Source organism: Levyella massiliensis (genome assembly GCF_000308275.2).
Lineage (GTDB): Bacteria > Bacillota > Clostridia > Tissierellales > Peptoniphilaceae > Murdochiella > Murdochiella massiliensis_A.
Window position 1 is genome coordinate 428,483 of record NZ_HG529490.1, and the last position, 24,268, is coordinate 452,750.

The window sequence follows — 24,268 nt, forward strand, 5'->3', positions numbered from 1 at the left end:
CCTGTCAAACAAAAAAACTTGACACAGGGTCCTAAAGCCCTTAAAATAGCACTGTTCCTTGGAATGGTGCTATTTTTTTGCAGAGAGGTAGTTATGGAAGAAGCGGTACACATCGGCTTACTGTATGAGATCTATGGGTTTGCACTGACAAAAACCCAACAAAGTCTCTGTGAAGCCTACTATTACGATGATTTATCGCTATCCGAAATTGCTGAGCTGCGCGCTATTTCCAAGCAGGCCGTTTCCACACAGATCGCACGTGCGGTGAAAAAGATGTCTTTTTTAGAAGAGCACTTGCGGATATTGGAAACGGAAAAACGGGCACAGGAAGCACTTCCTGTGCTGAAGGAAGCGTTACATTCCGAAGATACGGCGCTGCGCTTAAAGGCACAGGATGCTCTAAAGCATTTATCGGCTTCTTTGGAACGTACTCGCGACCGCGATGAAGGAGGAATGCATGTTTGACAATCTCGCCGAACGCCTCCAGGCCACTTTTGCCCGATTGACCAAAAAGGGAAAGTTGGATGAAAAAGATGTCGACCAGGCCATGCGTGAAATCCGCCTTGCGTTGTTGGAGGCGGATGTTAACTACAAGGTCGTTAAGGACTTCGTGAAAGAAACCAAAGAGCGTGCCGTTGGTGAAAATGTCATGAAATCCCTGACGCCGGGCCAGATGGTCGTCAAGATTGTGCGCGAACAGTTGATTGATCTCATGTCCGATGAAGATATGGGGCTCAAGAGCGCACAGAAACCGCCTACCGTCATCATGATGTGCGGTTTACAGGGCTCCGGTAAAACGACACATGCGGCAAAACTTGCCAATCTGTATCGAAAAAAACAGCGTCGCCCGATGCTGGTGGCCTGCGACGTATATCGCCCGGCAGCCATTAAACAGCTGCAGGTGGTCGGGGAACAGGTAAAGACGCCAGTTTTTGAACGCGGGTCGGATGCAGATCCGGTGGATATTGCTAAGGCTGCCTATGCGGAAGCCGTGCGCACCGCACATGATCCGCTCATCATCGATACCGCCGGTCGATTGCAGATTGATGAAGCGCTGATGCAGGAGTTACAACGCATCAAAGAGGCGGTTCCCGTGACGGAAACGCTGCTGGTGGTGGATGCCATGACCGGCCAGGAAGCCGTCAATGTGGCCAAAACCTTCAACGATGCCGTAGATCTAACCGGTGTGGTGCTGTCCAAATTGGATGGCGATGCTCGAGGCGGTGCGGCACTATCCGTACGCGCGGTGACGAAGAAACCGATCAAACTCATCGGTACCGGAGAAAAGCTGGACCAACTGGAAGAATTTCATCCTGACCGGCTGGTCAATCGAATCCTGGGTATGGGCGATGTGCTGACGCTCATTGAAAAAGCACAGTCGGCTGTGGATCAGGAAAAGGCGAAGGAACTGGAAGCCAAAATGCGTTCTCAGAAGTATGATCTGAATGATTTCTGGGAGCAAATAAAACAGATGCAGAACATGGGACCTCTGGAAGACCTGATTAAGTTGATTCCGGGGCTCAATCCCAAGCAACTTGCCGGCGTCAACATTGACGAAAAACAGGTAAAACGCCTGGAGGCAATCTTATCGTCCATGACGGATGAAGAGCGCAGAAAACCGGACATGATCACGAATTCGCGACGAGCCCGTATTGCTAAGGGTTCGGGCAATGATCCCGTCATGGTGAACCGCCTTCTGAAACAGTTCAAAGATTCCAAGAAATTGATGAAGCAAATGAACCGTTTTACAAAGGGCAAAAAACGCTTGAGTTCATTATTCAAAAATCCGTTTATGAAATAAAAATTGGAAGGCAGAAAACGAGGAGGATGGAATGGCAGTTAAAATCAGAATGAAACGTTTGGGTGCAAAGAAGTCACCGTTCTACCGTATCGTGGTGGCAGATTCCCGCCGCGCACGCAACGGTCGCTTCATTGAAGAAATCGGTTTTTACAATCCGATTTCGGAACCGCGTATGTTCCGCGTTGATGCGGACAAGGTTAAGACATGGATTTCCAATGGCGCGCAGCCGTCGGATACCGTAAAACGTCTGTTCCGCGAATATGGTGTTATGGAAGCGGAGGGCGTTGTAGCTAAGGGCCTGTCCACGGAACGCAAGGCGAAGGCTAAAGTCGTCGATTTTGCGGACACGAAAAAGGAAAAAGTGGCAGAGACAGAAGTTGTCGAAGAAAAAGTAGAAGAGAAAGCGGAAGAGACGGACGGAGAAGCGAAGGCTGAAGACAAAGAACCAGAGGCCTGATATGAAAGAATTATTATTCTCCATGGCAAAAGGTCTGGTGGATCACCCGGATGAGATGGAAATCTATGAGGAAGACAAGAACGGTGTCGTTACGCTTTCCTTGCGTGTCCATCCCAACGACATGGGAAAGGTTATTGGAAAGCAGGGACGCATTGCTAATTCCATGCGTCAGGTGCTCAAGGCCTGTGCCATTAAAGAAAACGTCAAAGTTAATCTGGACATTGATTCGCTATGAGAGAAGGCATCGTCACAGGGCAGGTGCTGAAAACAAGAGGGCTTCGGGGCGAAGTGAAGATCCGCATGGCGGATGCCCGCAAGAACCGCTTTACGGCGGGGATGGCGGTGGAAACCTCGTCCGGAAGAAAGCTTACGGTTTGCCGGTTTCGCGCACAAGAGATGTTTGGCTTTTTACAGTTTGAGGAAATTACCTCAGTGGAAGAAGCACAAAACTTAGTGGGGGAGAACCTGCTGGTGGAAGAAGAATCGCTTCCTGCGCCGGAAAAGGATCACTACTACGTAAAGGACCTGGAAGGCATGAAAGTATATCGTGAAGACGATACGCTTTTGGGCGTTCTTGAAGAAGTGATCGAAAACCGCGCACAGGATCTTTATCGGATTCGCACGACCGAAGGCAAGGAACTCTTGCTGCCGGCGGTAAAAGAATTTATCCGGCAAGTGGATGTGGCAAACCATAGCATGCATGTGCATCTGATCGGGGGAATGGAATGAATATCGATGTGTTAACTTTATTCCCGGACCTCTTCAAAATTCTTCATGAATTCGGTGTGATCGGAAAAGCAATGGACCGTGGACTGATTACCTTGAACACACATCAGATTCGCGACTATGCTACGGATAAACATCACAGCGTAGACGATACGGTGTTTGGCGGCGCGGCCGGCATGCTCATGAAGCCGAATGTGCTCTATGATGCATTGGAAGCGGTGCGAAGCCCCCAATCTCACGTCGTGTTTTTAAGTCCGCAGGGAAGCCTTTTAACACAGGATAAGGCGCGCGAATTGGCACAAAAGAAGCATTTGGTGCTGCTTTGCGGCCATTACGAGGGTATTGATGCGCGCATTACCAATCACTATGTGGATGAGGAAATCTCCATCGGCGATTACGTCTTGACGGGCGGTGAATTGCCGGCAATGGTACTCATCGATACCGTGGTGCGGTGGGTAGATGCTGTGCTGGGCAATCCCGACAGCGCCGCGAGCGACTCGCATGTCGAGCCCTTGCTGCAGTACGATGAATATACGAAACCGCGTGAATTTCGCGGTCATGAGGTTCCCGAAATTCTTCTGAGCGGGAACCACCAGGCGATAGCCGCCTGGCGCAAAGAAAATGCGTTGGAAAATACGAAACGAAAACGACCGGATCTCTATGCCCGTTACATGGCGGAGAATCGGGATGAAGGAGGAATCCATGGACTACATTAAACAATTGGAACAGGAACAGGCAAAGACGGATTTGCCGGAATTTCGTGTCGGCGATACCGTTCGCGTTCACTACCGCATTAAGGAAGGCAGCCGTGAGCGTATCCAGGTTTTTGAAGGCACCGTCATTCAGCGTGAAGGTGGCAGCACGAACGAAACCTTTACGGTGCGTCGTTTGAGCTATGGCGTAGGCGTCGAGCGTGTCTTTTTGGTACATTCGCCGCGCGTCGAAAAAATTGAAGTTACCCGCAAAGGTAAAGTGCGTCGCGCAAAGCTGAACTATCTGCGTACCCGTGTGGGTAAAGCGGCCAAGGTCAGAGAAAAGACGAATTATTAATTTCTTACAGCTCGCTGCCTGCAGCGAGCTGTTTTTTTAGGAGGCAAGGATGGGCATTAACTGGTATCCGGGGCATATGAAAAAAGCCACGGATGAAATACGACAGAAATTACGGCAGATCGATCTTTGCTGTGAGATTCGGGATGCGCGCATCCCTTTTGCCAGCGCAAATCGGGAATTAGCCGCTCTTACCAAAGGAAAAAAACGCATCATTGTCTTGAACAAGAAGGACATGGCAGATCCGAAAGAAACGGAGAGATGGGTACAGGCTTTACGCGGTAACGGACAGACGGCGCTTGCCATCAACGCTTCCAAGGAGCGCCCAGCAAAACGTCTTTATGAGGAAGCCATAAGCTTATTGCAGGAAAAGCAGGAGAAGCGTCTTGCGCGCTCCATTATCAATCGCGAAGTGCGCATGTTGGTCTATGGTATCCCGAATTCCGGGAAATCTACGTTTATTAATGCCCTCTCCAAGAAGCGATCGGCAGCTGTCGGCGATCGACCGGGCTTTACCAAACAACAGCAATGGATTAAAACCGATGCCAATCTGCTGTTGGTGGATACGCCGGGGATTTTACCGAAAAAACTGGGGGAGACACAGGCGCTGCATCTGGCGTTTACCGGTGCCATTCGCGACGACATTTTGCCTCTTCAAGACGTGGGCTATGCCTTACTCACCTTACTCCTGCGCTGCGCACCGGAGGCGATTGTTTCGCGCTACGCCTTGAGCGATGCTTCCGCCGAGCCTCTTGCTGTCATGGAGGCCATAGCACAACATACGGGCTCGCTTCTTAAAGGCGGAGAAGTGGATTATACGCGTACGGCGCAGATTATGATTGACGATTTCCGTAAACTGCATTTTGGCGCTTTGACGTTGGAGCGCGCGGCCGATTTTGCAGAGCGCGAAGGGAACAAGGGCGAAACAATATGAGAGACCATTTGACGCCGGAGACATTGCAAGAGCTTTTATTGAAAATTGATGCGACAGAATTGGTATGTGGTATCGACGAAGTGGGACGTGGTCCGCTGGCCGGACCGGTGGTTGCTTGTGCTATAATCATGCCGCACGGGGAAAAAATTGAAGGCATTCGTGATTCCAAAAAGCTTTCCGAGAAAAAGCGGGAGCGTCTTTACGATGTGATTTTGGATCATTGTGTCGCTTGGGGCATCGGTCAAAGCGATGAACGAATGATTGATCGTATCAATATTCGTCAGGCTACCCTTTTGGCAATGCGGGAAGCGCTTCATCAGCTGAAGGACCGGAATGGGCAATTGGTTACGCCGGATCTTGTGGCCGTAGACGCGGAACACATTGATACGACCTTGCCGCAAGTCAGTGTGGTGCATGGCGACGATCGCATTTATGCGATCAGTTGCGCCTCTATTGTCGCCAAGGTTACGCGGGATCGTTTGATGCGCCGTTATGATGCGCTTTATCCCGCCTACGGTTTTGCTTCTAACAAAGGATACGGCACGAAGGCTCATTACGAAGCCCTTCGCCGCTATGGCATTCTTCCCCTCCATCGCCGAAGTTTTTTACATGGAGAGGACTTGCATGACTATAACCCCTAAATCGAGCAAAAAATCGCCGATCTTACAAGCCCCCGGGAAGACAACACCGCCGAGGACACTGCTTACTAAAAATGATCAAAGCGTGAGTACGACCTTACAAGGCCGAAATGCCGAACAGGCCGTAGCCGCGTTGTATCAGGAACACGGTTATCAAATTTTAGAACATAATTTTCGCAGTCGCCATGGGGAGATCGATATCATTGCTGCCCGCGGCCAAACACTGCATTTTATTGAAGTAAAAGCACGCACGAACACACGCTATGCCTATCCGCAGGAAGCCGTATGCGCGTGGAAACGCAGGCGTCTCAGTCTAACGGCGCTTTACTATCTGGTACGCCACCCTTACTTACCCTATGCTGTTTACCTCTTTGATGTGGCAGAAGTCTATTTGCAACAACGCCGCATTCGTGTCTTGCAAAATGCCTTTCCGATGGAGAGTTCGCGTTGGATGTCTTAGATTGCGTACAGAAGATGGCCGCCTTCGATCCGCCGCTCAATCGCTCGCATCTGTTGCTGATGAGCTTGCGCGGTTTAACATCGCCGCAAATGGTTGCTTTTTTGAATGGTGAAACCGAAATAGCGGCGCGAGGTAATGTGCCGGCAAAACAGCGTAGCGATTATCTTGTTGCGCATCCGGAAGACACGCCGGACTTTGCGCGATGGAAGCGCTGGGAGGAAAAAGGGTTTTGGGCGCTAACCATTTTGGACGATGCCTATCCCGCCCGATTGCGTGAGATTGAACCAATTCCGTTTGTGCTGTACGGCTGCGGCGATCCATCCGTATTAACGGGTTTCAGTCTGGCTGTGATCGGAACGCGTCATCCGAGTGCCTATGGCGTCTCTTGCACCAATCTTTTCGCCGAAGGCCTGGCAATGCAGGGCGCCACCATTGTATCCGGCTTGGCCTATGGCATTGACAGCTTGGCGCATCGCTCGGCACTGCGAGTAGGTCGTCCCACTGTGGCTGTACTGGCAAATGGCTTGGATCGTATTTATCCGGCAGCCAATCGGTCGCTCGCAGAGGAAATTTTAAAGGACGGTTGCCTGCTCTCCGAATATCCGCCCGGCGTATTACCACTGCCACACCATTTCATTGCACGAAATCGCCTGATTTCCGGACTTTCGGACGGTGTTTTGGTCATTGAGGCCAAACGACGATCAGGAACAATGATTACCGTCAATTGGGCCTGTGAGCAGGGGAAGAATGTGTTTTGCGTGCCCGGAAATATTTCGCAGCCTCGCAGTGAAGGAACCAATGCGCAGATTCAAAGGGGCGCCTATTTGGTGACCGGCATCGATGATATTCTGCAAGCCTATGATTTAAAGCCGCGCACCTTTGAGGAGGCGAAAAAAGCTCGTGAAACATTGACAGCCATGGAAGGCGCCCTATATGATATCCTTCGTCAGGCACCGAGCGGGGCCGATGAACTGGCCCGTGCTTTTCCTCTTGGCGTGTCCGATTTATGGATGTGCCTGACGTCGCTGGAGATGAAGGGAAAGATCACACGTCGCAGTGACGGAAAATTTGAGACACGGTAGATGGAAGGCGAGTATGACAACGAATTTAATCATCGTCGAGTCCCCGACCAAAACTAAGACCATTTCTAAAATTCTCGGGAAAAATTATAAAGTAATGGCCTCGAAAGGCCATTTACGTGATTTACCGAAAAGTCAGTTTGGCGTCGACATCGAAAATCATTTTGAGCCCAAGTATATCAATGTACGGGGTAAGGGACCGACCATTCAAGAGTTAAAAAAAGAAAGTAAAAAGGCCAAACACGTTTTTCTGGCTACCGACCCCGATCGTGAAGGCGAAGCCATTTCCTGGCATTTAGCGCAAATTCTCGGCCTGGATCCGGAGGATGTCAATCGCGTAAGCTTTCATGAAATTACGCCGCAAGGCGTGAAGGAAGGCATGGCACAGCCGCACAAAATTGACATGAATTTAGTCAATTCGCAACAGGCAAGACGTATCATGGATCGCATCGTTGGCTATCAGATTTCTCCCATTCTGTGGAATAAGGTGCAAGGCGGTCTATCTGCCGGTCGCGTGCAATCCGTAGCCTTAAAGCTCATCGTGGATCGCGAGAAAGAAATTGAAGCGTTTGTTCCGCAGGAATACTGGAGCATTCATGTGCATCATAATGAAAATCGCATTGCCTTTGTTTCCGATTGGGTTGGCGAATGGGACGGACAGAAAGTGCACAAAGGGGAATTAAAAGATGAAGCCGCGGCTGATGCGTTGGTTGCGTCTTTGTCATCGCCGTTTACGGTGCATGACGTTGTGAAAAAGAAGCGTCGTAAAAAGCCGTATGCTCCCTTTACCACCTCTACCTTGCAACAGGAAGCCAACCGTCGACTGGGCTTTTCCACGTCCAAGACCATGATGCTTGCGCAGCAGCTTTACGAAGGCGTGCCTCTGAAAGGCGCCGGGCAGGTCGGTTTGATCACCTATATGCGTACCGATTCCACTCGCCTTTCGGACAGCTTTTTGCAGCAGGCAAGACAGTATATTACCGAAAATTTCTCGGAGAAATACGCGACAAGGGGCATTCATTATGGCGGCAATAAAAAGGCGCAGGATGCACACGAGGCGGTGCGTCCGGCGAATATTTCCTATGTGCCGCAGCAAATTCGCACTGATCTTACTGCTGATCAATTTCGTCTCTATGATCTCATTTGGCGACGTGCGTTGGCATCGCAGATGGCTTCTTCGGAATTTCTCTCGACCACTGTGGAACTGCTTTCCGGTCAACAGTTATTTCGCGTAAATGGGGTAGAACCGCAGTTTGACGGTTTTGAAGCCGTCTGGCCGGTCAATAACAAGGAAGTGGAGTTGCCGGAGCTTAGCAAAGGACAAGCAGTCGAGGCCAAGCACATTGAGAAACAACAGCACTTTACGCAGCCGCCGGCGCGTTATACTGAAGCATCGTTGGTACAGAAATTGGAGAAAAACGGTATCGGACGCCCCAGTACGTACTCCTCGATTATCAAATCCATTCTTTCTCGTCACTATGTGGAATTGGAGAAAAAACAATTCCATCCCACTCTTTTGGGACGTAAAGTGGATGATTTTTTAGGCGCCAACTTTAAGGATATCATTAACGAACATTTCACCTCCAAGATGGAGGAGCGATTGGATAACATTGCCAATGGCGATGTGGATTGGCGAGAACTCATGAGAGAATTTTATGAGGTCTTTGCTCAAGACTTAAAGAAAGCAAAAGACGATGACACCGGCTATAAATTGCCGGTACAGGAGACAGGGGAAACGTGTCCGCAATGTGGCGGAAAACTCATTGTAAAACACGGGCGTAACGGCGATTTTATCGGCTGCGCCAATTTTCCGGACTGCACCTATACGAAGAGTATTGTGAAATCAACCGGCGTACGTTGTCCTCAGTGTGGCAAGGGGGATCTGATCGAGAAAGTCTCAAAGCGAGGCAAAGTGTTTTATGGTTGTAGCAACTATCCCGCTTGCGATTACGCTACTTGGGATCCGCCGACGGGTGAAAAATGCCCTCTATGCGGGGATCTGATGCTGCATCGGAAAAATCGACGCGAGGATCGCGTGTATTGTCATAATGACAAGTGTGCCAATCACGAATGACGCAGACGACGTAGGCAAGAAAGCGGATAGAACACCCATTTCTTCTGCGTTTTCGGTTGCACTAAAACGGGAAGTATTGTATACTGAATCGGTATATCGCACGCCTTTTGAATATCGTAGCGCAGTGTGCCCATAGGGTCGTGCATGATTTGAGAGAGGCGGAGGAAGAACACAGGAGGATTTTATGTCAGTTGTAACTATGAAAAGTTTGTTGGAAGCCGGTGTCCATTTCGGACATCAGACCCGTCGTTGGAACCCGAAAATGAAGCCGTACATCTTCACGGAACGTAACGGAATTCATATCATCGACTTGTCCAAAACGGTGGGGCTCATTGAAAATGCGTACAATAAAGTGCGTGAAGTGGCTGCGGATGGCGGTAAGATTCTGTTTGTCGGTACGAAAAAACAGGCACAGGACACCATTGAACAGCAGGCAAAGCGCGCTAATATGTATTATGTCAACGAACGCTGGTTGGGCGGTATGTTGACCAATTATCAGACGATTAAGAAGAGCATTGAACGCTTGGAAAAGCTGAACACAATGGCTGAAGACGGCACGTTTGATCTCTTGCCGAAGAAGGAAGTGGCACAGTTACAGCATGAGACAGAAAGACTGGATCGTTTCCTGGGCGGCATTAAAGATATGAACGGCCTGCCGGATTTACTGTACGTGGTGGATCCGAAGAAGGAAGCCATTGCTATTAATGAAGCACGCAAACTGCACATTCCTGTCGTTGCTATTTTGGACACTAATGCGGATCCGGATGAAGTAGATTTCCCGATTCCGGGCAATGACGACGCGATTCGTTCCGTGAAGCTGATTACTTCTCTGATGGCAGAAGCCGTTATTGAGGGTCGCCAGGGTGAGCAGATGGAAGATGATGCGGAAGCGTCCGAGGATGAAACCGCAGAAGCTGCATCTGAAGAAGTAGCGGAAGTCGAAGAAGACGCAGAAGACGCAGAATAAGAGCAAGGGGGCTTAGCATGGAAATTAAAGCAGCGCAAGTAAAAGAATTACGCGATATGACCGGCGCCGGCATGATGGATGCCAAAAAGGCATTAATGGAAGCCGAAGGCAATATGGACAAGGCGATTGATATTCTCCGTGAAAAGGGCGAAGCAAAGTCGCTGAAGAAGGGCAACCGCATTGCTGCCGAAGGTATGATCGGTTCGTATGTACACCAGGGTCGTATCGGTGTTTTAGTAGAAGTTAACTCCGAGACCGATTTCGTGGCTAAGAATGCCGATTTCCAGGAATTTGTTAAGTATCTTTGCATGCAGGTAGCTTCAATGAATCCGAAATACGTCAGCCGCAATGATGTTCCGGAAGAAGATGTTGCTCATGAAAAGGAAATCTTAATTCAGCAGGCGATGAATGAAAGCCCTGCCAATATGCCGGAAGACAAAAAGAAATTTGTCGCCGAGAAAAAGGTGGAAGGCCGCATGAACAAGTTCTTTGAAGAAATCTGCCTGATGGATATGAAGCATATTCTGCAGACAGATAAAACCGTGGAACAGGTTCGCCAGGAATTGGTCGCCAAAATTGGTGAAAATATCGTGGTGCGACGCTTCGTTCGTTACGAAGTCGGCGAGGGACTGGAAAAACGCGAAGATAATTTTGCCGAAGAAGTGGCAAAACAAGCCGGTCTGTAAAAAGAGCGTTGCGGGCTGTGGCGGAAAATCATTCTGCCACAGCCTTTTTTTGTGTCTTATCGGATTTGAAAAACGTTCTCATCCCATGTAAAATTAGTAAAGATGGAGGTGACCATGCTGAACTATAAAAGGATCGTGCTGAAGCTGAGCGGTGAAGCGCTGGCGGGGCCGGAACACAATGGCCTGGATGATGCTACGGTGGATCGCATTTGTGCATCCATTAAACAAGTTCATGATTTAGGCTTTGAGATTGCCATTGTCGTAGGCGGCGGGAATTTTTGGCGCGGACGCACGTCGGGTTCTATTGAACGGGCGCAGTCAGATCATATGGGCATGCTGGGTACCGTTATAAATGCCTTGCGTGTACAGGCAGCTTTGGAGGCTATTGGCGTTGAAACACGTGTACAGACGGCCATTCAAATGCAAGAGGTGGCGGAACCCTATATTCGTCGCCGTGCCATGCGTCATATTGAGAAGGGACGCATCGTGATCTTTGGGGCCGGAACCGGATTGCCGTATTTTTCGACAGATACCACAGCGGCTTTGCGTGCCTGTGAAATCGATGCGGACTGCATTCTGATCGGCAAGAAGGGAACCGACGGGGTTTATAACAAGGATCCTAATCGCTATGCGGATGCGGTAAAATATGATGAATTGAAGTATGACGAAGTTTTGCAGAAGCGTTTGGCAGTGATGGATTCCACGGCCACTTCTTTAGCAATGGAAAACCAAATGCCTATTGTTGTGTTTGGCATTGATGAACCCGAAAACATGGTGCGTGTGGCTAAGGGCGAGAAAATCGGTACGATTATTACCTGATGCTTAGAAAAGGAGAAAAAGATGTATCAGCAAAAGGACTTTCAAACCAAAATGGAAAAAGCGGTAACATCTTTCCGCGAAGATTTATCAAAGATTCGTGCCGGACGTGCCAATCCGAAAATCTTGGATGAGGTTACGTTTGAATACTACGGTACACCGACTCCCATCGCTCATGCGGCCACCATTACGGTGCCGGAAGCACGCCTGATTACCATTCAACCTTGGGATGTGAAAAATATTTCGCCGATTGAGAAAGCCATTTTGGCTTCGGACATCGGCATTACGCCGAGCAACGACGGAAAAATGATTCGTTTGCCGTTCCCGCCGCTGACGGAGGAACGCCGTAAAGACTTGGTCAAAGACATGAATAAACGTCTGGAATCCGCACGCATTGAGGTGCGCAATGCACGTCGTGAGGGAATGGATGCCATAGCCAAGGCGGAAAAGGAAAAAGAATTTTCTGAAGATGACCGTCATTCGGAAGAACAGGAACTACAAAAACTGACGGATCAATTCATTGAGAAATTGGATACCATCGGAAAAGAAAAAGAGAAAGAACTCATGGAAATCTGAGTTGGCAGAGCCTCCTTCGGGAGGCTCTTATCCAGAGGGGAAGACAATGGCTGACACGCCGAAACATGTGGCAATTATATTAGACGGAAACGGACGCTGGGCGACCGCAAGAGGGCAAGAGCGCACCGCCGGTCATGAAGCCGGGGCGGATAATATTGTGCGCATTGCTCGCTATGCGCAGGAAAAGGGAATATCCGTACTCAGTCTCTATGTATTTTCTACGGAAAATTGGAAACGCTCACAACAGGAAGTGAGCGCTCTGATGCGACTTCTCGTTCGCTTTTTCAAAGTCTATATCGATGAATTCATGCAGCGCCATGTGCAATTGCGCGTGATGGGCGACATCCGTCGCTTACCTTTTGCTACGCGTCAAAGCGTTAAGATGGGGATCGAAAAAACTGCAGAGAATGACGGCGTTGTGCTGAATATTGGCCTGAATTACGGAGGAAGAGACGAAATTGCAAGGGCAGCGCGTCGCGCCATGGAAGATGGTATCTCCTCGGAGGCCATGACTTCTGATGTGCTGGAACGCTATTTGGATACGGCAGGGCTGCCGCCTGTGGATCTTTTGATTCGTACCGGCGGTGAAAAGCGCCTTTCGAATTTTATGCTGTGGCAATTGGCCTATACGGAATTTTATTTTACGGATACGTTGTGGCCTGATTTTAAGCCTGCCGATCTGGATCGGGCGATCGAATGGTTCGGACAGCGTAACCGACGTTTTGGAGGTGTTTGATGAAAAGCTTTAAGGAACGGTTGTTGGTCGGAGCAATTATATTATCCGTCACTCTTTCCGTGATTCTGTCCTCCTCTCGTCTACTGCTGTTTCTCTTTGTTTTGGTATTGAGTTCTCTCGAGATTGTAGAGCTGTTTCACTGTCTGGATCCGTCCAAAACGGGTCGTAATCACTGGATTATGTTGATCGGGAACGCTCTGTTTCAGTTTTGCGCTTATCTGGCAGTGCCGGAACTGCAACTTGCCGTGGCGGTCTTATTCTTTATGTATTTATTTGTACTATCCGTGGTGCATCCGTATCGAGAATTTGAGGATTTGTTTATCACACTCTTTGTGTCCATCTACATTTCCTTCTTCAGTTCCTTTACCTTGAACTTTCCGGCCGTCAAACAAAATTATTTGTTGCTGATCTTATGTGTCTCCTGGGGCACCGATACCTTCGCGTATTTGGCAGGCTTTTTCTTCGGGAAAACGCCGTTGACAGAGATCAGCCCGAAAAAAACGCGAGAAGGAGCCATCGGAGGACTGATTGGAGCTATACTGCTGTCTTTATTACTGCGTCCTTTCTTCTATATCTCCCTCTCCGCCGACAAAGTTTTTTTGATTGCGCTGGCGGGATCTATAGCCGCCCAAGTGGGCGACTTATTCGCTTCAAGATTAAAGCGTAAAATGAATATCAAAGATTTTGGGACGTTACTGAAAGCGCACGGTGGGATTATGGATCGTTTCGATTCGGTGCAGTTTGCGCTGCCCACAGTTTGGCTCATGGTGCGCATTTTTACAAAACATTGAGGAGCCTTTATGACTATCATCATTGCACTGCTTGTTTTTCTGGTGGTGATCTTATTTCATGAATTCGGCCATTTTGCCGCCGCAAAACGCGTCGGCATTCGTGTCTTGGAGTTTTCGGTCGGCATGGGACCTGCTCTGTTGCAAAAACAGAAGGGAGAAACCATGTATTCTTTGCGTGCATTCCCTCTCGGCGGTTATTGCGCCATGGAAGGGGAAGATGAAGAATCTGACGATGAAGCCAGTTTCATGCATGCCAAGCCATGGCAACGCTTTGTCACGATATTGGCCGGACCGATGATGAATTTTATCATCGCGTATCTCTGCTTCATGCTGTTTCTGGGATTTCAAGGCATTCCGGTGCCGGTGGTGGAGAGCTTTCCACAATCCTCTCCCGCTCGCGAAGCAGGACTGCTGGCGGGTGATCGTATCACGGCCATAAACGGAGAAACAGTACAAGGCTCCGAGCAACTGCAGACATTGGTACAAAAGTACGGGCAGAAGAATAAACCGTTGCAGGTTACGGTATTGCGCGATAATACCTCGCAAACTTTCGGGGTACGTCCTAATCATGAGCAGGGCAAAGCCCTGATCGGCATATCGATGGCGCGAAAAACTGATTTCTTGGCTGCTGTCGGCGCAGCGTGGTCCATGCTGTGGGATACGTTCTTTTCACTTTTTGGCATCTTACAGAAACTCATCACGGGAACGCTCTCCATTAATGCGCTTTCCGGTCCTATTGGTGTAGTCTCCATGATAGGGAAGGCGGCACAGCAGGGCTGGATGAATGTGCTATTTTTTACGGGTTATATTTCTTTAAACCTGGGCTTTTTCAATATTTTGCCGATTCCGGCACTGGATGGTTTTACGCTGTGGCTTGTTGTTCTGGAAAAATTGCGCGGGAAGCCGCTCAGTCAGAAGGTAGAATCGAGGATTAAAATAGCAGGCTTTGCGCTCTTGATGGGATTAATTTTATTTGTCTCTTTTAAGGATGTGTTACGTCTCATTTGATGTGACCTTTTAATACAGATTTTCTATACGGATGGAAGATAAGGGAGGATCCATGCGTTCTCATACAAAACAGATTCATGTTGGCCGTGTTGCCGTGGGAGGGGATGCACCGATCACGGTGCAGTCCATGACCAATACCGATACCAAAGATGTGAAAGCCACGGTGGCACAAATATTGGCACTGGAAGAAGCGGGCTGTGACCTATCTCGCAGTGCTGTAAACTCCTTGGAAGATGCAAAGGCCATAGTCGCCATTAAAGAACAGACGCATATACCTTTTATTGCGGATATTCAATTCGATTATCGTTTGGCGCTCTATGCGGTGGAGTACGGGTGCGACTGCTTGCGGATCAACCCGGGTAACATCGGAGACGAGGACCGTGTGGAACAAGTGGTCCGCGCCTGCAAAGCCAAAAATATTCCGATTCGCATCGGCGTCAACTCCGGCTCTGTGCATCAACAAATGATTGAAAAATATCATGGTGTGAATGTGGAGTCGTTGGTTTATAGCGCCTTGGAGGAAATTCGTCTGGTGGAGCGTTTCGGCTACGACCAAATGAAGGTTTCCATTAAATCCAGCGATGTACAGACCATGGTGGAAGCGAATGAATTATTTTCTTCTCTTTCCGATTATCCGCTACATCTTGGCGTAACAGAGGCAGGCCCTCTCTTTACAAGCAGCGTGAAGTCATCAATCGGTATCGGTTCCCTCTTGTTAAGGGGCATTGGCGATACGATTCGTGTTTCGATTACCGGCAATCCGGTGGACGAAGTTCGCGTGGGCAATGAAATTTTAAAATCTCTGGGATTACGGCAAAGCGGCATTGATCTGGTCTCCTGTCCTACCTGTGCCCGAACGAAGGTGGATCTGGTGGGCTTGGTATCGCGCGCAGAAAAGGAAATGACCCATCTGCATAAAAATTTGCGCATTGCTATTATGGGATGCCCCGTGAATGGCCCGGGCGAAGCCAAGGAGGCGGATCTGGGCATAGCTTGCAGTAAAGGCAGCGGCGTAATTTTTAAAAAGGGAAAGGTGTTGCGTCAAGTGCCCGAGGAGCAGCTTTTAGACGCCCTGTTGCAAGAAATAGAAAAAACGGAGAATTGACATGCAACTTTATGAGTTACTGGCGCTTTCCGATGCTTCTGCGCAGGGGAATAAGGAAGCGAAACCTTTTTGCGACTATCCCCTGAAAAAAGTGCAATACGATGCACAAAATCAAACGGCACGTTTTCTCTTGATCGGTAAGCACCCGGGAGCCAACGAGGCTTCTGCCATCACGCGGGCGCTCACCGATCGTTTTAAAGCCTCGGTTAAAGTGGATTGGTATGAAGAAGAGCCGTCGCCCGCTTATCAATTTTATGATGCTCCCGTTCATATCGAGGCCATGGAAAAGAAGGAGAGCCCCACACAAGCTGCAAGTTTTGGCCGTTTTGGCAAGAAGGATGAAACCGTTGCGTTGTCCGCTGTGACGCAAACGAGCGGAAAAATTTGTACCTGTGGTACCGTACAGAATTTAACGGAAAGAATGACAAAGTCCGGTACGGTCATTTTGCTTTTTGATCTCTTTGATAGCGATGGTGGCGCTTTGGGTGCCAAGTTTTTTTGCAAGGAGAAGGAACTGGATGCCGTCCATGATGTTTTACACAACGGTCAATACGTCTGTGTGCGGGGACAGCTGCAATTTGACACGTATGCGAATCAGTTGCTTTTTTTAGTGAATGCAGCCCGACTTTCCGATGCACCGATGAGTACGGATCCTGCGCGCGAGAAGCGCGTGGAATGCGCTGTTCATACGCAAATGAGCCTGATGGAAGGCACCATTGAGGCCGAAGCGCTGGTTAAGCGCCTCAGCCAATGGGGCCATAACGCCGTGGGCATTACCGATGTCGGGTCATTACAGGCCTATCCGCTCATAGCGAAGGCGGCAAAGGGGAGTGACATAAAGATACTCTATGGATATCAGGCGAAGCTGTTGGACGACACGCTGCCCATCCTGTCCAATCCCTATCACGTTTCTGTCGAGGAAGACCCGCAATCCTTTACGGTCTTTGACTTGGAGACCACGGGCTTTTCCCGCTATACCGAAGCCATTATCGAAATCGGTGCCGTACGCTATGAAAAAGGAATTAAAGTCGGCGAATTTTCGGAATTTGTCAATCCCAATCGCTCCATCCCGCCTCGTATAACGGAGTTGACATCGATTACCGATGCGATGGTAGCCGATGCTGATTCCATTGATACCGTGCTGCCTGCGTTTTTGAAATTTGCGGAAGGTAGCGTTTTGGTGGCACACAATGCACAGTTTGATGTGGGCTTTATTCGTGAGAACGCTAAACGTCTGTCCTTGCCATTTGAACCGATATGGATGGATACGCTGTGGCTTTCTCGTTGTCTGCACCCGGAGTTTAAGAATCATAAGCTGGATACCATTTCCAAGGAATTACACGTGCCGCAGTTTCATCATCACCGTGCCATTGACGATGCAACGGCTACGGGCTTTGCTTTTCTCACCCTTTGGGAAGAGTGGAAGGCCAAAGACGTATCGTTTGAGACGATGAACAGTACTCCCACCGAGTATCCGAAATCACGTTATCCGGAATCCGAATTGCTCGTGTACTGTCAAAAAGAAGACGGCCTCAAAAAACTGTATGAGCTCGTTTCTGCCGCCAATATCGATTATTTTGATTACGGCCGCCCGGGATTACCGGCGTCTCTCCTAGAAAAGCTTAAGCGCGGCTTATTGACAGCGTCAGGCCTTCTTGGCTCTAAATTGTTTGAAGCGGTTGCGTCAGATATGCCGTCGGATACCCTTTACGAACTGGGCAATGCCGTGGACTTTTTTGTCGTGCAGCCGCCTTCCTTTACGCCATTGGCTTTACGTCATGAGCTTGTCGCCGATGAAGCACACTACCAGCAGGTCATTATCAAGCTGCTGGCTTTGGCAAAGGAGCTCAACAAGCCCGTTATTGCCGTAGGAACGCCCAGCTATCTTGATAATGGGGATCGTGCCGCACGCAATATTTTGGTCAATTACCAGCGCAATGTTGATTTCGATTATAACGGTCGCTATCGCTTGTTAAATACAGAAGAGATGCTGAAGGCCTTTTCTTTCCTGCCTCCGGAAGTGGCGGAAGAAATTGTCGTGAAAGCACCACGTCGCTTTGCGGATTCCTTTGATACGATTATTCCTGTCCCCGGTCAAACCTATTCGCCGGAACTGGAAGGCGCCGCAGAAGAATTGCGAAGTTCTTCGTATGAAAATGCGGAAAAGATATACGGCAAACCGTTGCCGGATATCGTCAGTAAGCGCTTGGAACGTGAACTCACCTCCATTATCGGACACGGCTATTCGTCGCTTTATGTGATTGCACGCCGACTGGTGCAGAAATCCAATAGCGATGGTTATCTTGTCGGATCGCGAGGCTCTGTCGGCAGCTCCTTTGTGGCGACGATGTCGGGCATTACGGAAGTTAACCCCCTGATACCGCACTATGTTTGTCCTCACTGCAAGCACAGCGAATTTATCCAAGACGGATCGGTGGAATCCGGATTTGATTTGCCGCCCAAGAATTGTCCGGAATGCGGCACGGAAATGGAGCGTAACGGACACACCATTCCGTTTGAAGTTTTTTTGGGCTTTGACGGGGATAAGGAACCGGATATTGACTTGAACTTCGCCGGCGTCTACATGCCCACCATTCACAAGTATACGGAGGAGCTCTTCGGCGAAGGGAAGGTATTTCGTGCCGGCACCATTTCCGGTGTGCAGGAGAAAACCGCGTATGGGATTATAAAAAAATATTTAGAGCAACTCTATGTGCCCGACGAAGAGAAGAATCTGTCTCCGGCACGGATCCGCTCGTTGCAACACATCATGGAAGGCACGAAGCGCACTACCGGTCAGCATGCCGGCGGCCTAATGATCGTGCCAAAGGAGATGGATATTACGGATGTCACGCCCATTCAATATCCTGCCGATGATGTTAAGAGCGATGTCCGCACGACGCACTTTAGTTACAATAACCTGGATCATTGCCTGTTGAAGCTGGATGAGCTGGGACACACCAGTCCGACCATTATTCGTCAGCTGGAAGAGATGACCGATATCAATCCCTTGACGATTCGCTTTGATGACAAAGAAACTATGTCCATTTTCTGTTCCACGGACGCTCTGCATGCTAAGGCACCTTATTCCAACAGCGAAGACGGGACACTCGGTATTCCCGAATTCGGCACCAATTTTGTGCGAGGTATGCTAAAAGATACGAATCCCACCACTTTCGGGGAATTGTGCCGTATTTCCGGCTTATCGCATGGAACGGATGTATGGCTCAATAATGCACAGGAATTGGTGCGCGAAGGCAAGACAACGCTGCGCAATGCCATCTGTACGCGAGATGATATTATGACGTATCTGATTTCCATGGGGCTCAAGGATAAGGACAGCTTCAAAACCATGGAAGCGGTGCGAAAGGGCAGAGGCATTCCCGACGGTATTACGGAAGAAATGAAAGCGCATAACGTGCCGGATTGGTACATTGAATCCTGCGAGCGCATCAAGTACATGTTCCCCAAGGCTCATGCGACTGCCTATGTGATGATGAGCTACCGCATTGCCTGGTTTAAAGTCCATCAACCCGCGGCGTTTTATGCGACCTACTTTACCCAGCATCTGAGCCTTTTCTCCTCCGAGTTTTTTGTGTCCTCCTTGGAAGAGGCACAACAGCATTTAGAAGAACTGCGCGCTGCCAAGCAAAGAAATGAAAATGTCGATGGCGGGAAATTCGCGCTGTGGGAGCTCATTGAAGAGATGTACGCCCGTGGACTCTCCTTTGCGCCCATCCGTCGTGAAACGTCGGATGCCGCCGTCTTCCGTACGGCAAGTCCTATGGAGGTGCTGCCGCCGCTTGCCGCCTTGGATGATGTTTCGGAAAGCAATGCTTGTGCGATCAAAGAAGCCATGCAGGATGGTGAATTTATCTCTCGCGCCGATTTTAAAAAGCGCACGGGCATTCCGCGCAGTGCGATGCAGGCACTGATTAACCGCGGCCTCTTGGATGATTTGCCGGAAAGTAATCAAATGAGCTTTTTCCCGGGGTTTTAAGGCGAGACTGTTGTTATTGTAAAACACCTTCGCCTTTTTCCGCGCTCTGCATATAATAGGAAATGATTTTGAAAGGAGCCTTGCATGAATTACGAACAAAGCGTTGCTTTTTATGAGCAACGAGAAAAATTCGGCGTAAAGCTGGGGTTGGAGACGGTGTCGGATCTGCTGCATCGCCTTGGCGATCCGCAGCTGGGACAGAAATATATTCATATTGCCGGTACGAATGGTAAAGGATCCACGGCAGCTTTCTGCTCCAATATGTTGAGAGAAGCCGGCTATCGGACGGGACTATATACGTCACCGGCATTGGAGCGTTTTAACGAGCGCATTCAAATCAATAACAAGCCCGTATCGGACGCTCTGATTGCCGAGAATACCACGCGCATTGCGGAAGCGGTGGCGCAGATGGAGGCGGAAGGAGCGAATGTGCCGAGCCAATTTGAACTGGAAACGGCGCTTGCTTTTTTGTGCTTCCAAGCGGAAAAAACGGACATCGTGGTATTGGAAGTCGGCATGGGCGGCAGATTGGATGCCACAAATGTCATCACTGCTCCCTTGGTCAGCGTCATCTGCTCGATTTCGTTAGATCACACAAGATTCCTGGGCAATACGCTGGGCGCCATAGCCGGAGAAAAAGCCGGTATTATTAAGGACAATTGCCCGGTTGTACTTTATCCGCAGGAGAGGGAAGTGGAGGAAGTGGTTAAGGCGGTAGCAACGTCGCATCATGCGGCGCTAGTGCTTCCGGATTTTTCATCAGTGGAAAATCACACCACATCGCTCGACGGACAGGCCTTTGATTGGATGGATAACCATGAAAAGAAACGCCATCTCAAGCTTTCCGTCATGGGAGATTATCAGGTGGCCAATGCGATCGTCGCTTTTACGGCGTTGGATCTGCTGCGTCAAAATGGAGCGCTTTCGCTCACGGACGAGGAAATGCTTACGGGAGTGGAGAAGACCCGCTGGAAGGGGCGCTTTGAAAAGATTCTGGATGCTCCGCTTACCATCTTGGATGGAGCGCATAATCCGGGCGGCGCAAAGGTATTTGCGCAATCCGTGCGCGATTTTTTAGAGGGACGCAAGCTGGTCTTTGTGCTTGGCATTTTAGCGGATAAGAAAATCGATGAAATGCTTGCGCAATTCCTGCCGCTGGCTGATCACGTGCTGACCATTACTCCGGATAATCCGCGGGCGATGGACGCCAAGGACTTGGCAAAACAAATTGAAGCAACGGGCAAACCGGCCGAAGCGTTTGATTCATTGGAGCAGGCTTGGGAGAGAGCAAAGGCGCTTTGCCCGAAAGAAAACGGCGGTATCGTGTTTGTCGGATCGCTCTATATGATCGGTGTGGTGCGCAGCTACCTTTGCAAGAAGGAGAAATAAAGTGGAGAATTTGCGATTTAAATTGGGAAGGCATTGCTTCCGCCCGGAGGATCCGTGCCGGATTTGTGCGATTGTGAACGTCACCCCGGACTCTTTTTCGGATGGTGGACAATGGGATACCACGGAAAAAGCGGTACAGCATGCCTTATCGGTTTTGCAACAGGGAGCGGATATTTTGGATATCGGCGGTGAATCCACGCGACCCGGTTCGCATTATGTGGAAATTGATGAAGAGATTCACCGCGTTGTTCCGGTCATTGAAGCACTGCGCAAGAAAACGGATTGTCTGATTTCCGTAGACACCTGGAAGGCGCCGGTGGCCAAAGCAGCGCTCGAAGCAGGGGCTGATATTATTAACGATATTACGGGTCTCATTGGGGATCCCGACATGGCAAAGGTGGTGGCAGAACATAATGCCGGACTCATTGCTATGTTTAATCCGGTTGTCCTTCGCCCCGATCATCCGAACAGTAAAAAATTCCCATCCTTTGGCGATGGTGCCGCCTTTACAAAGGAGGAGAAGAAAGCGGCTGCAGAAGAAAAGGATATTCTCGTGCTGCTGAAACAGTATTTGGATAGAAGCCTTTCATTAGCAAAAGATGCCGGCATTCCGAAGGAACACATCATGCTGGATCCGGGCATCGGCTTCGGTTTATCCAAACGCGATAATCTGCGGCTGATTCAGCATTTGCCGGATCTTCATGCGCAGGGCTATGCCGTGTTCTTAGGTGTTTCGCGTAAACGCTTCATCGTAAATATGCTGCAGGAAGCTGAATTTAACGTGGATGCAGAGACCGAAGCCGGTTTTCGCAATCGTGATGCCGCTTCGGCGGTTTTAACCGCGCTCGCTGCACGCGAAGGGGTTGAAGTCGTGCGTGTCCATTCTGTAGAGGAACATCGTATGGCTGCATTGGTAGCGGATGCCGTGCGCCTGGCGGATGCGCAGGAAGATATTAATTTCGGAAGCTATCAGAAGTAAGAAATGTGGCGTTCAATTTAAGTCAAGAGAAAAAACGGCGGCGTTTCATAAGGAAACGCCGCCGTTTTTGTGTCGAGTATTCGCGTAATCCCGATCTCTCATTTCTCTTTTAGCGCCTTTTGCAATTGACGAATTTGCTGATGCAGCACCGGATGGATCAGATAGGGAGCAATCTCCGATAACGGGTCTAATACAAACGCACGCTCCTCCATGTAGGGATGCGGTACTTTTAACGTGTCACTGTAGAGTACCAATGAATCAATCATGAGGATATCCAAATCGATGGGGCGCGGCCCCCAATGTTCGTGACGCACGCGGCCCATGTCCCGCTCGATCTTTTGCAACAGCAAGAGCAGATCTTCCGGTTCTTCAAAGGTCTCTATCTCGATTACCTGATTCAGAAAATCGGGTTGATCCGTTTTTCCCCACGCTTTGGTTTCATATAGCGAGGATTCTTTTTTCACCACAAGTCCGGCTTCTTGCATGGCCTTAATGGCTTCGGCAAGCAGTTCTTTTCGTTCGCCCATATTGCTGCCTAACGCAATCCAAGCGGTACGTTTTTTGCGCGTAATACACACCTCCGGATAGCGAAGGGGAAGACCGATGGGAGCAAAGGGCTTTTTTATGGATACACTGACTTCGCATACGTAGCGGTAATGAGAAAAGATATGTTCAACGATGACGTAAGCGCAGGTTTCTATCAGATCATAGGTATTTTCCGTCAGCAGACGATGAATCTCCGCACATAAAATACCATAATGAACCGAACTTTCTAAAGCATTATCCTTTGCCGCAGTTTTCATATCATAGGCGCAGTCCACGGAAACCAGAAATTTTTGCCCCAACGCTTTCTCTTCCGGAAAAACGCCGTGCTTAGCCATGATTTCCAGATCTTTAATGTATAAATGATCCATGGTTCCTCCTCTTTACCGTGTGCCTGCTTAATAGCGCAGCGTGATGTTTTTGCGTTCTTCCGGCCAATGACAATCCTGTTGCGCAGGGCAGAAAAAGCAGGGACGGGAAAGCTTATCCGCCTGATAAAACAATGCCTCTAAAGGATCGTCCGACATATGGCGATGGCCACCGATCAGGCGTAATATACGCTGCTTTTCCTCGTACGAGAAGTCGCAAAGTTTTAAAAATTCCTTGGCAATCTCCACCGAAGCTTCATCATGGGGGATGCCTTTTTCATATTGATCCACGCGTCCCAAATCATGCAGAAGTGCTGCCGTATAAAGCAAATCTTTGGAAACGGAGAGCCCCTGTTCCAAGCTGAGGATATAAGCAATACGGCCTACGCTAAGAAAATGCGCCAGGTCATGATGGCAAAAAACGCGATCCGCCTCTAAGCGCTCTAATTGTTTAAGATATTGCCCGTAGGCAGGCGAATGATAGATGCGATTCGTGTTTTCCATCACATTTTCATCAGACGATATACTTCGGTCTTCAGGTTCTCATCGTCCTTAATGCTACCTAAGGCACACGCCGTCACCGTTTGCGTTCCCGGTTTCTTGATGCCGCGCATCGTCATGCACATATGCTCGGCCTTTGCAACAACCAAAACGCCCTTAGCATCCAAATAATCCTGTAAAGCATTAGCAATTTGTTCCGTCATGCGTTCCTGGATTTGGGGACGCTTTGCATAGACCTCCACGGTACGTGCCAGCTTTGACAAACCGGCTACCTTGCCGTTCGGAATATAAGCAATGTCTACTTCGCCATAGAAGGGAAGAAGGTGATGTTCGCAAAGCGAATAGAAATGAATATTTTTCTCAATGACGATATTTTCATTGACAAATTCAAACGTTTTAGAAAGATGATTTTCTGCGGTGGTATGAAGCCCCGCAAAGAGCTCCTCGCAAGCACGTGCTACACGTGCCGGTGTTTCTAACAGCCCTTCACGATTCGGATCTTCTCCGATACCTTCCAGGATCGCCCGTACGCCCTGCTCAATTTTGTTTTTATCCATATTGTTTTCCAATTCCTTTCGTCCGCTCAG

The 24,268-nt window shown here is 49.3% G+C and carries 25 protein-coding genes and 1 pseudogene; 23 read left to right on the forward strand and 3 right to left on the reverse strand.

The features are described from left to right. Positions 1-93: 93 nt before the first annotated feature. From BN98_RS01980 to folP, 23 genes and pseudogenes are all read left to right on the forward strand, one after another. Positions 94-465 carry a sigma factor-like helix-turn-helix DNA-binding protein gene (locus BN98_RS01980; RefSeq protein ID WP_019189998.1) on the forward strand — a complete coding sequence of 124 codons (372 nt, stop codon included), beginning with the start codon at positions 94-96 and terminating at the stop codon, positions 463-465. Continuing rightward, on the forward strand, positions 458-1,801 hold the full coding sequence (gene ffh / locus BN98_RS01985; protein ID WP_019189997.1) for a signal recognition particle protein: 1,344 nt from the start codon (positions 458-460) through the stop codon (positions 1,799-1,801). The genes BN98_RS01980 and ffh overlap by 8 nt, the downstream gene beginning before the upstream one ends. 31 nt (positions 1,802-1,832) lie before the next feature. Next, a pseudogene (rpsP, locus tag BN98_RS08555) lies at positions 1,833-2,075 on the forward strand (30S ribosomal protein S16); the annotation flags it as partial. Between the two features lie 184 nt (positions 2,076-2,259). Beyond that, entirely contained in the window at positions 2,260-2,493 is a 234-nt protein-coding gene (locus BN98_RS01995) for a KH domain-containing protein (RefSeq protein WP_019189995.1), read from the forward strand. Further along, positions 2,490-2,987, forward strand: a complete 498-nt coding sequence (gene rimM / locus BN98_RS02000) for a ribosome maturation factor RimM (RefSeq protein WP_019189994.1) — start codon at positions 2,490-2,492, stop codon at positions 2,985-2,987. Before BN98_RS01995 ends, rimM begins: the two co-directional genes overlap by 4 nt. Continuing rightward, positions 2,984-3,700 (forward strand): tRNA (guanosine(37)-N1)-methyltransferase TrmD, encoded by a 717-nt coding sequence (gene trmD, locus BN98_RS02005; RefSeq protein WP_019189993.1) that lies wholly within the window; start codon positions 2,984-2,986, stop codon positions 3,698-3,700. Before rimM ends, trmD begins: the two co-directional genes overlap by 4 nt. After that, positions 3,687-4,034 (forward strand): 50S ribosomal protein L19, encoded by a 348-nt coding sequence (gene rplS / locus BN98_RS02010; RefSeq protein ID WP_019189992.1) that lies wholly within the window; start codon positions 3,687-3,689, stop codon positions 4,032-4,034. Before trmD ends, rplS begins: the two co-directional genes overlap by 14 nt. A 49-nt stretch (positions 4,035-4,083) precedes the next feature. Beyond that, positions 4,084-4,965, forward strand: coding sequence for a ribosome biogenesis GTPase YlqF (gene ylqF, locus BN98_RS02015; RefSeq protein WP_019189991.1), 882 nt, complete (start codon positions 4,084-4,086; stop codon positions 4,963-4,965). After that, entirely contained in the window at positions 4,962-5,606 is a 645-nt protein-coding gene (locus tag BN98_RS02020; protein ID WP_019189990.1) for a ribonuclease HII, read from the forward strand. Before ylqF ends, BN98_RS02020 begins: the two co-directional genes overlap by 4 nt. A gap of 82 nt (positions 5,607-5,688) precedes the next feature. After that, a complete protein-coding gene (locus BN98_RS02025) occupies positions 5,689-6,063 on the forward strand; it encodes a YraN family protein (RefSeq protein ID WP_040942622.1) in 375 nt (124 codons plus the stop codon). Continuing rightward, a complete protein-coding gene (dprA, locus tag BN98_RS02030) occupies positions 6,051-7,145 on the forward strand; it encodes a DNA-processing protein DprA (RefSeq protein WP_019189988.1) in 1,095 nt (364 codons plus the stop codon). The genes BN98_RS02025 and dprA overlap by 13 nt, the downstream gene beginning before the upstream one ends. Positions 7,146-7,158: 13 nt before the next feature. Then, on the forward strand, positions 7,159-9,216 hold the full coding sequence (topA, locus tag BN98_RS02035) for a type I DNA topoisomerase (RefSeq protein ID WP_019189987.1): 2,058 nt from the start codon (positions 7,159-7,161) through the stop codon (positions 9,214-9,216). Between the two features lie 184 nt (positions 9,217-9,400). Continuing rightward, positions 9,401-10,183 carry a 30S ribosomal protein S2 gene (rpsB, locus tag BN98_RS02040; RefSeq protein WP_040942506.1) on the forward strand — a complete coding sequence of 261 codons (783 nt, stop codon included), beginning with the start codon at positions 9,401-9,403 and terminating at the stop codon, positions 10,181-10,183. Between the two features lie 17 nt (positions 10,184-10,200). Next, on the forward strand, positions 10,201-10,869 hold the full coding sequence (gene tsf, locus BN98_RS02045) for a translation elongation factor Ts (RefSeq protein ID WP_019189985.1): 669 nt from the start codon (positions 10,201-10,203) through the stop codon (positions 10,867-10,869). Positions 10,870-10,977: 108 nt separating this feature from the next. Continuing rightward, positions 10,978-11,688 (forward strand): UMP kinase, encoded by a 711-nt coding sequence (pyrH, locus tag BN98_RS02050; RefSeq protein WP_412581484.1) that lies wholly within the window; start codon positions 10,978-10,980, stop codon positions 11,686-11,688. Between the two features lie 21 nt (positions 11,689-11,709). Beyond that, on the forward strand, positions 11,710-12,261 hold the full coding sequence (frr, locus tag BN98_RS02055; RefSeq protein WP_019189983.1) for a ribosome recycling factor: 552 nt from the start codon (positions 11,710-11,712) through the stop codon (positions 12,259-12,261). Positions 12,262-12,307: 46 nt separating this feature from the next. Next, on the forward strand, positions 12,308-12,997 hold the full coding sequence (uppS, locus tag BN98_RS02060; protein ID WP_019189982.1) for a polyprenyl diphosphate synthase: 690 nt from the start codon (positions 12,308-12,310) through the stop codon (positions 12,995-12,997). Further along, on the forward strand, positions 12,997-13,788 hold the full coding sequence (locus tag BN98_RS02065) for a phosphatidate cytidylyltransferase (protein WP_019189981.1): 792 nt from the start codon (positions 12,997-12,999) through the stop codon (positions 13,786-13,788). The genes uppS and BN98_RS02065 overlap by 1 nt, the downstream gene beginning before the upstream one ends. Positions 13,789-13,797: 9 nt before the next feature. Further along, on the forward strand, positions 13,798-14,796 hold the full coding sequence (rseP, locus tag BN98_RS02070; RefSeq protein WP_019189980.1) for an RIP metalloprotease RseP: 999 nt from the start codon (positions 13,798-13,800) through the stop codon (positions 14,794-14,796). A gap of 52 nt (positions 14,797-14,848) precedes the next feature. Next, on the forward strand, positions 14,849-15,901 hold the full coding sequence (gene ispG / locus BN98_RS02075) for a flavodoxin-dependent (E)-4-hydroxy-3-methylbut-2-enyl-diphosphate synthase (protein WP_019189979.1): 1,053 nt from the start codon (positions 14,849-14,851) through the stop codon (positions 15,899-15,901). Position 15,902: 1 nt separating this feature from the next. Continuing rightward, positions 15,903-19,901: a PolC-type DNA polymerase III gene (locus BN98_RS02080; protein WP_019189978.1), complete on the forward strand. Its 3,999-nt coding sequence runs from the start codon at positions 15,903-15,905 to the stop codon at positions 19,899-19,901. An 84-nt stretch (positions 19,902-19,985) separates the two neighbouring features. Then, complete coding sequence (locus BN98_RS02085) at positions 19,986-21,290, forward strand: bifunctional folylpolyglutamate synthase/dihydrofolate synthase (RefSeq protein ID WP_019189977.1); 1,305 nt, start codon at positions 19,986-19,988, stop codon at positions 21,288-21,290. A 1-nt stretch (position 21,291) separates the two neighbouring features. Beyond that, on the forward strand, positions 21,292-22,269 hold the full coding sequence (gene folP / locus BN98_RS02090) for a dihydropteroate synthase (protein ID WP_019189976.1): 978 nt from the start codon (positions 21,292-21,294) through the stop codon (positions 22,267-22,269). A gap of 98 nt (positions 22,270-22,367) precedes the next feature. On the opposite strand, the gene folK is transcribed toward folP, so the two are convergent. Genes folK through folE form a run of 3 tightly spaced genes read right to left on the reverse strand, consistent with a single transcriptional unit; the run spans position 22,368 to position 24,238 of the window. Continuing rightward, positions 22,368-23,183 carry a 2-amino-4-hydroxy-6-hydroxymethyldihydropteridine diphosphokinase gene (gene folK, locus BN98_RS02095; protein WP_019189975.1) on the reverse strand — a complete coding sequence of 272 codons (816 nt, stop codon included), beginning with the start codon at positions 23,181-23,183 and terminating at the stop codon, positions 22,368-22,370. Positions 23,184-23,210: 27 nt separating this feature from the next. Next, positions 23,211-23,684: an HD domain-containing protein gene (locus BN98_RS02100; RefSeq protein WP_019189974.1), complete on the reverse strand. Its 474-nt coding sequence runs from the start codon at positions 23,682-23,684 to the stop codon at positions 23,211-23,213. After that, positions 23,684-24,238 (reverse strand): GTP cyclohydrolase I FolE, encoded by a 555-nt coding sequence (gene folE / locus BN98_RS02105; RefSeq protein ID WP_040942625.1) that lies wholly within the window; start codon positions 24,236-24,238, stop codon positions 23,684-23,686. The genes BN98_RS02100 and folE overlap by 1 nt, the downstream gene beginning before the upstream one ends. Positions 24,239-24,268: the final 30 nt, after the last annotated feature.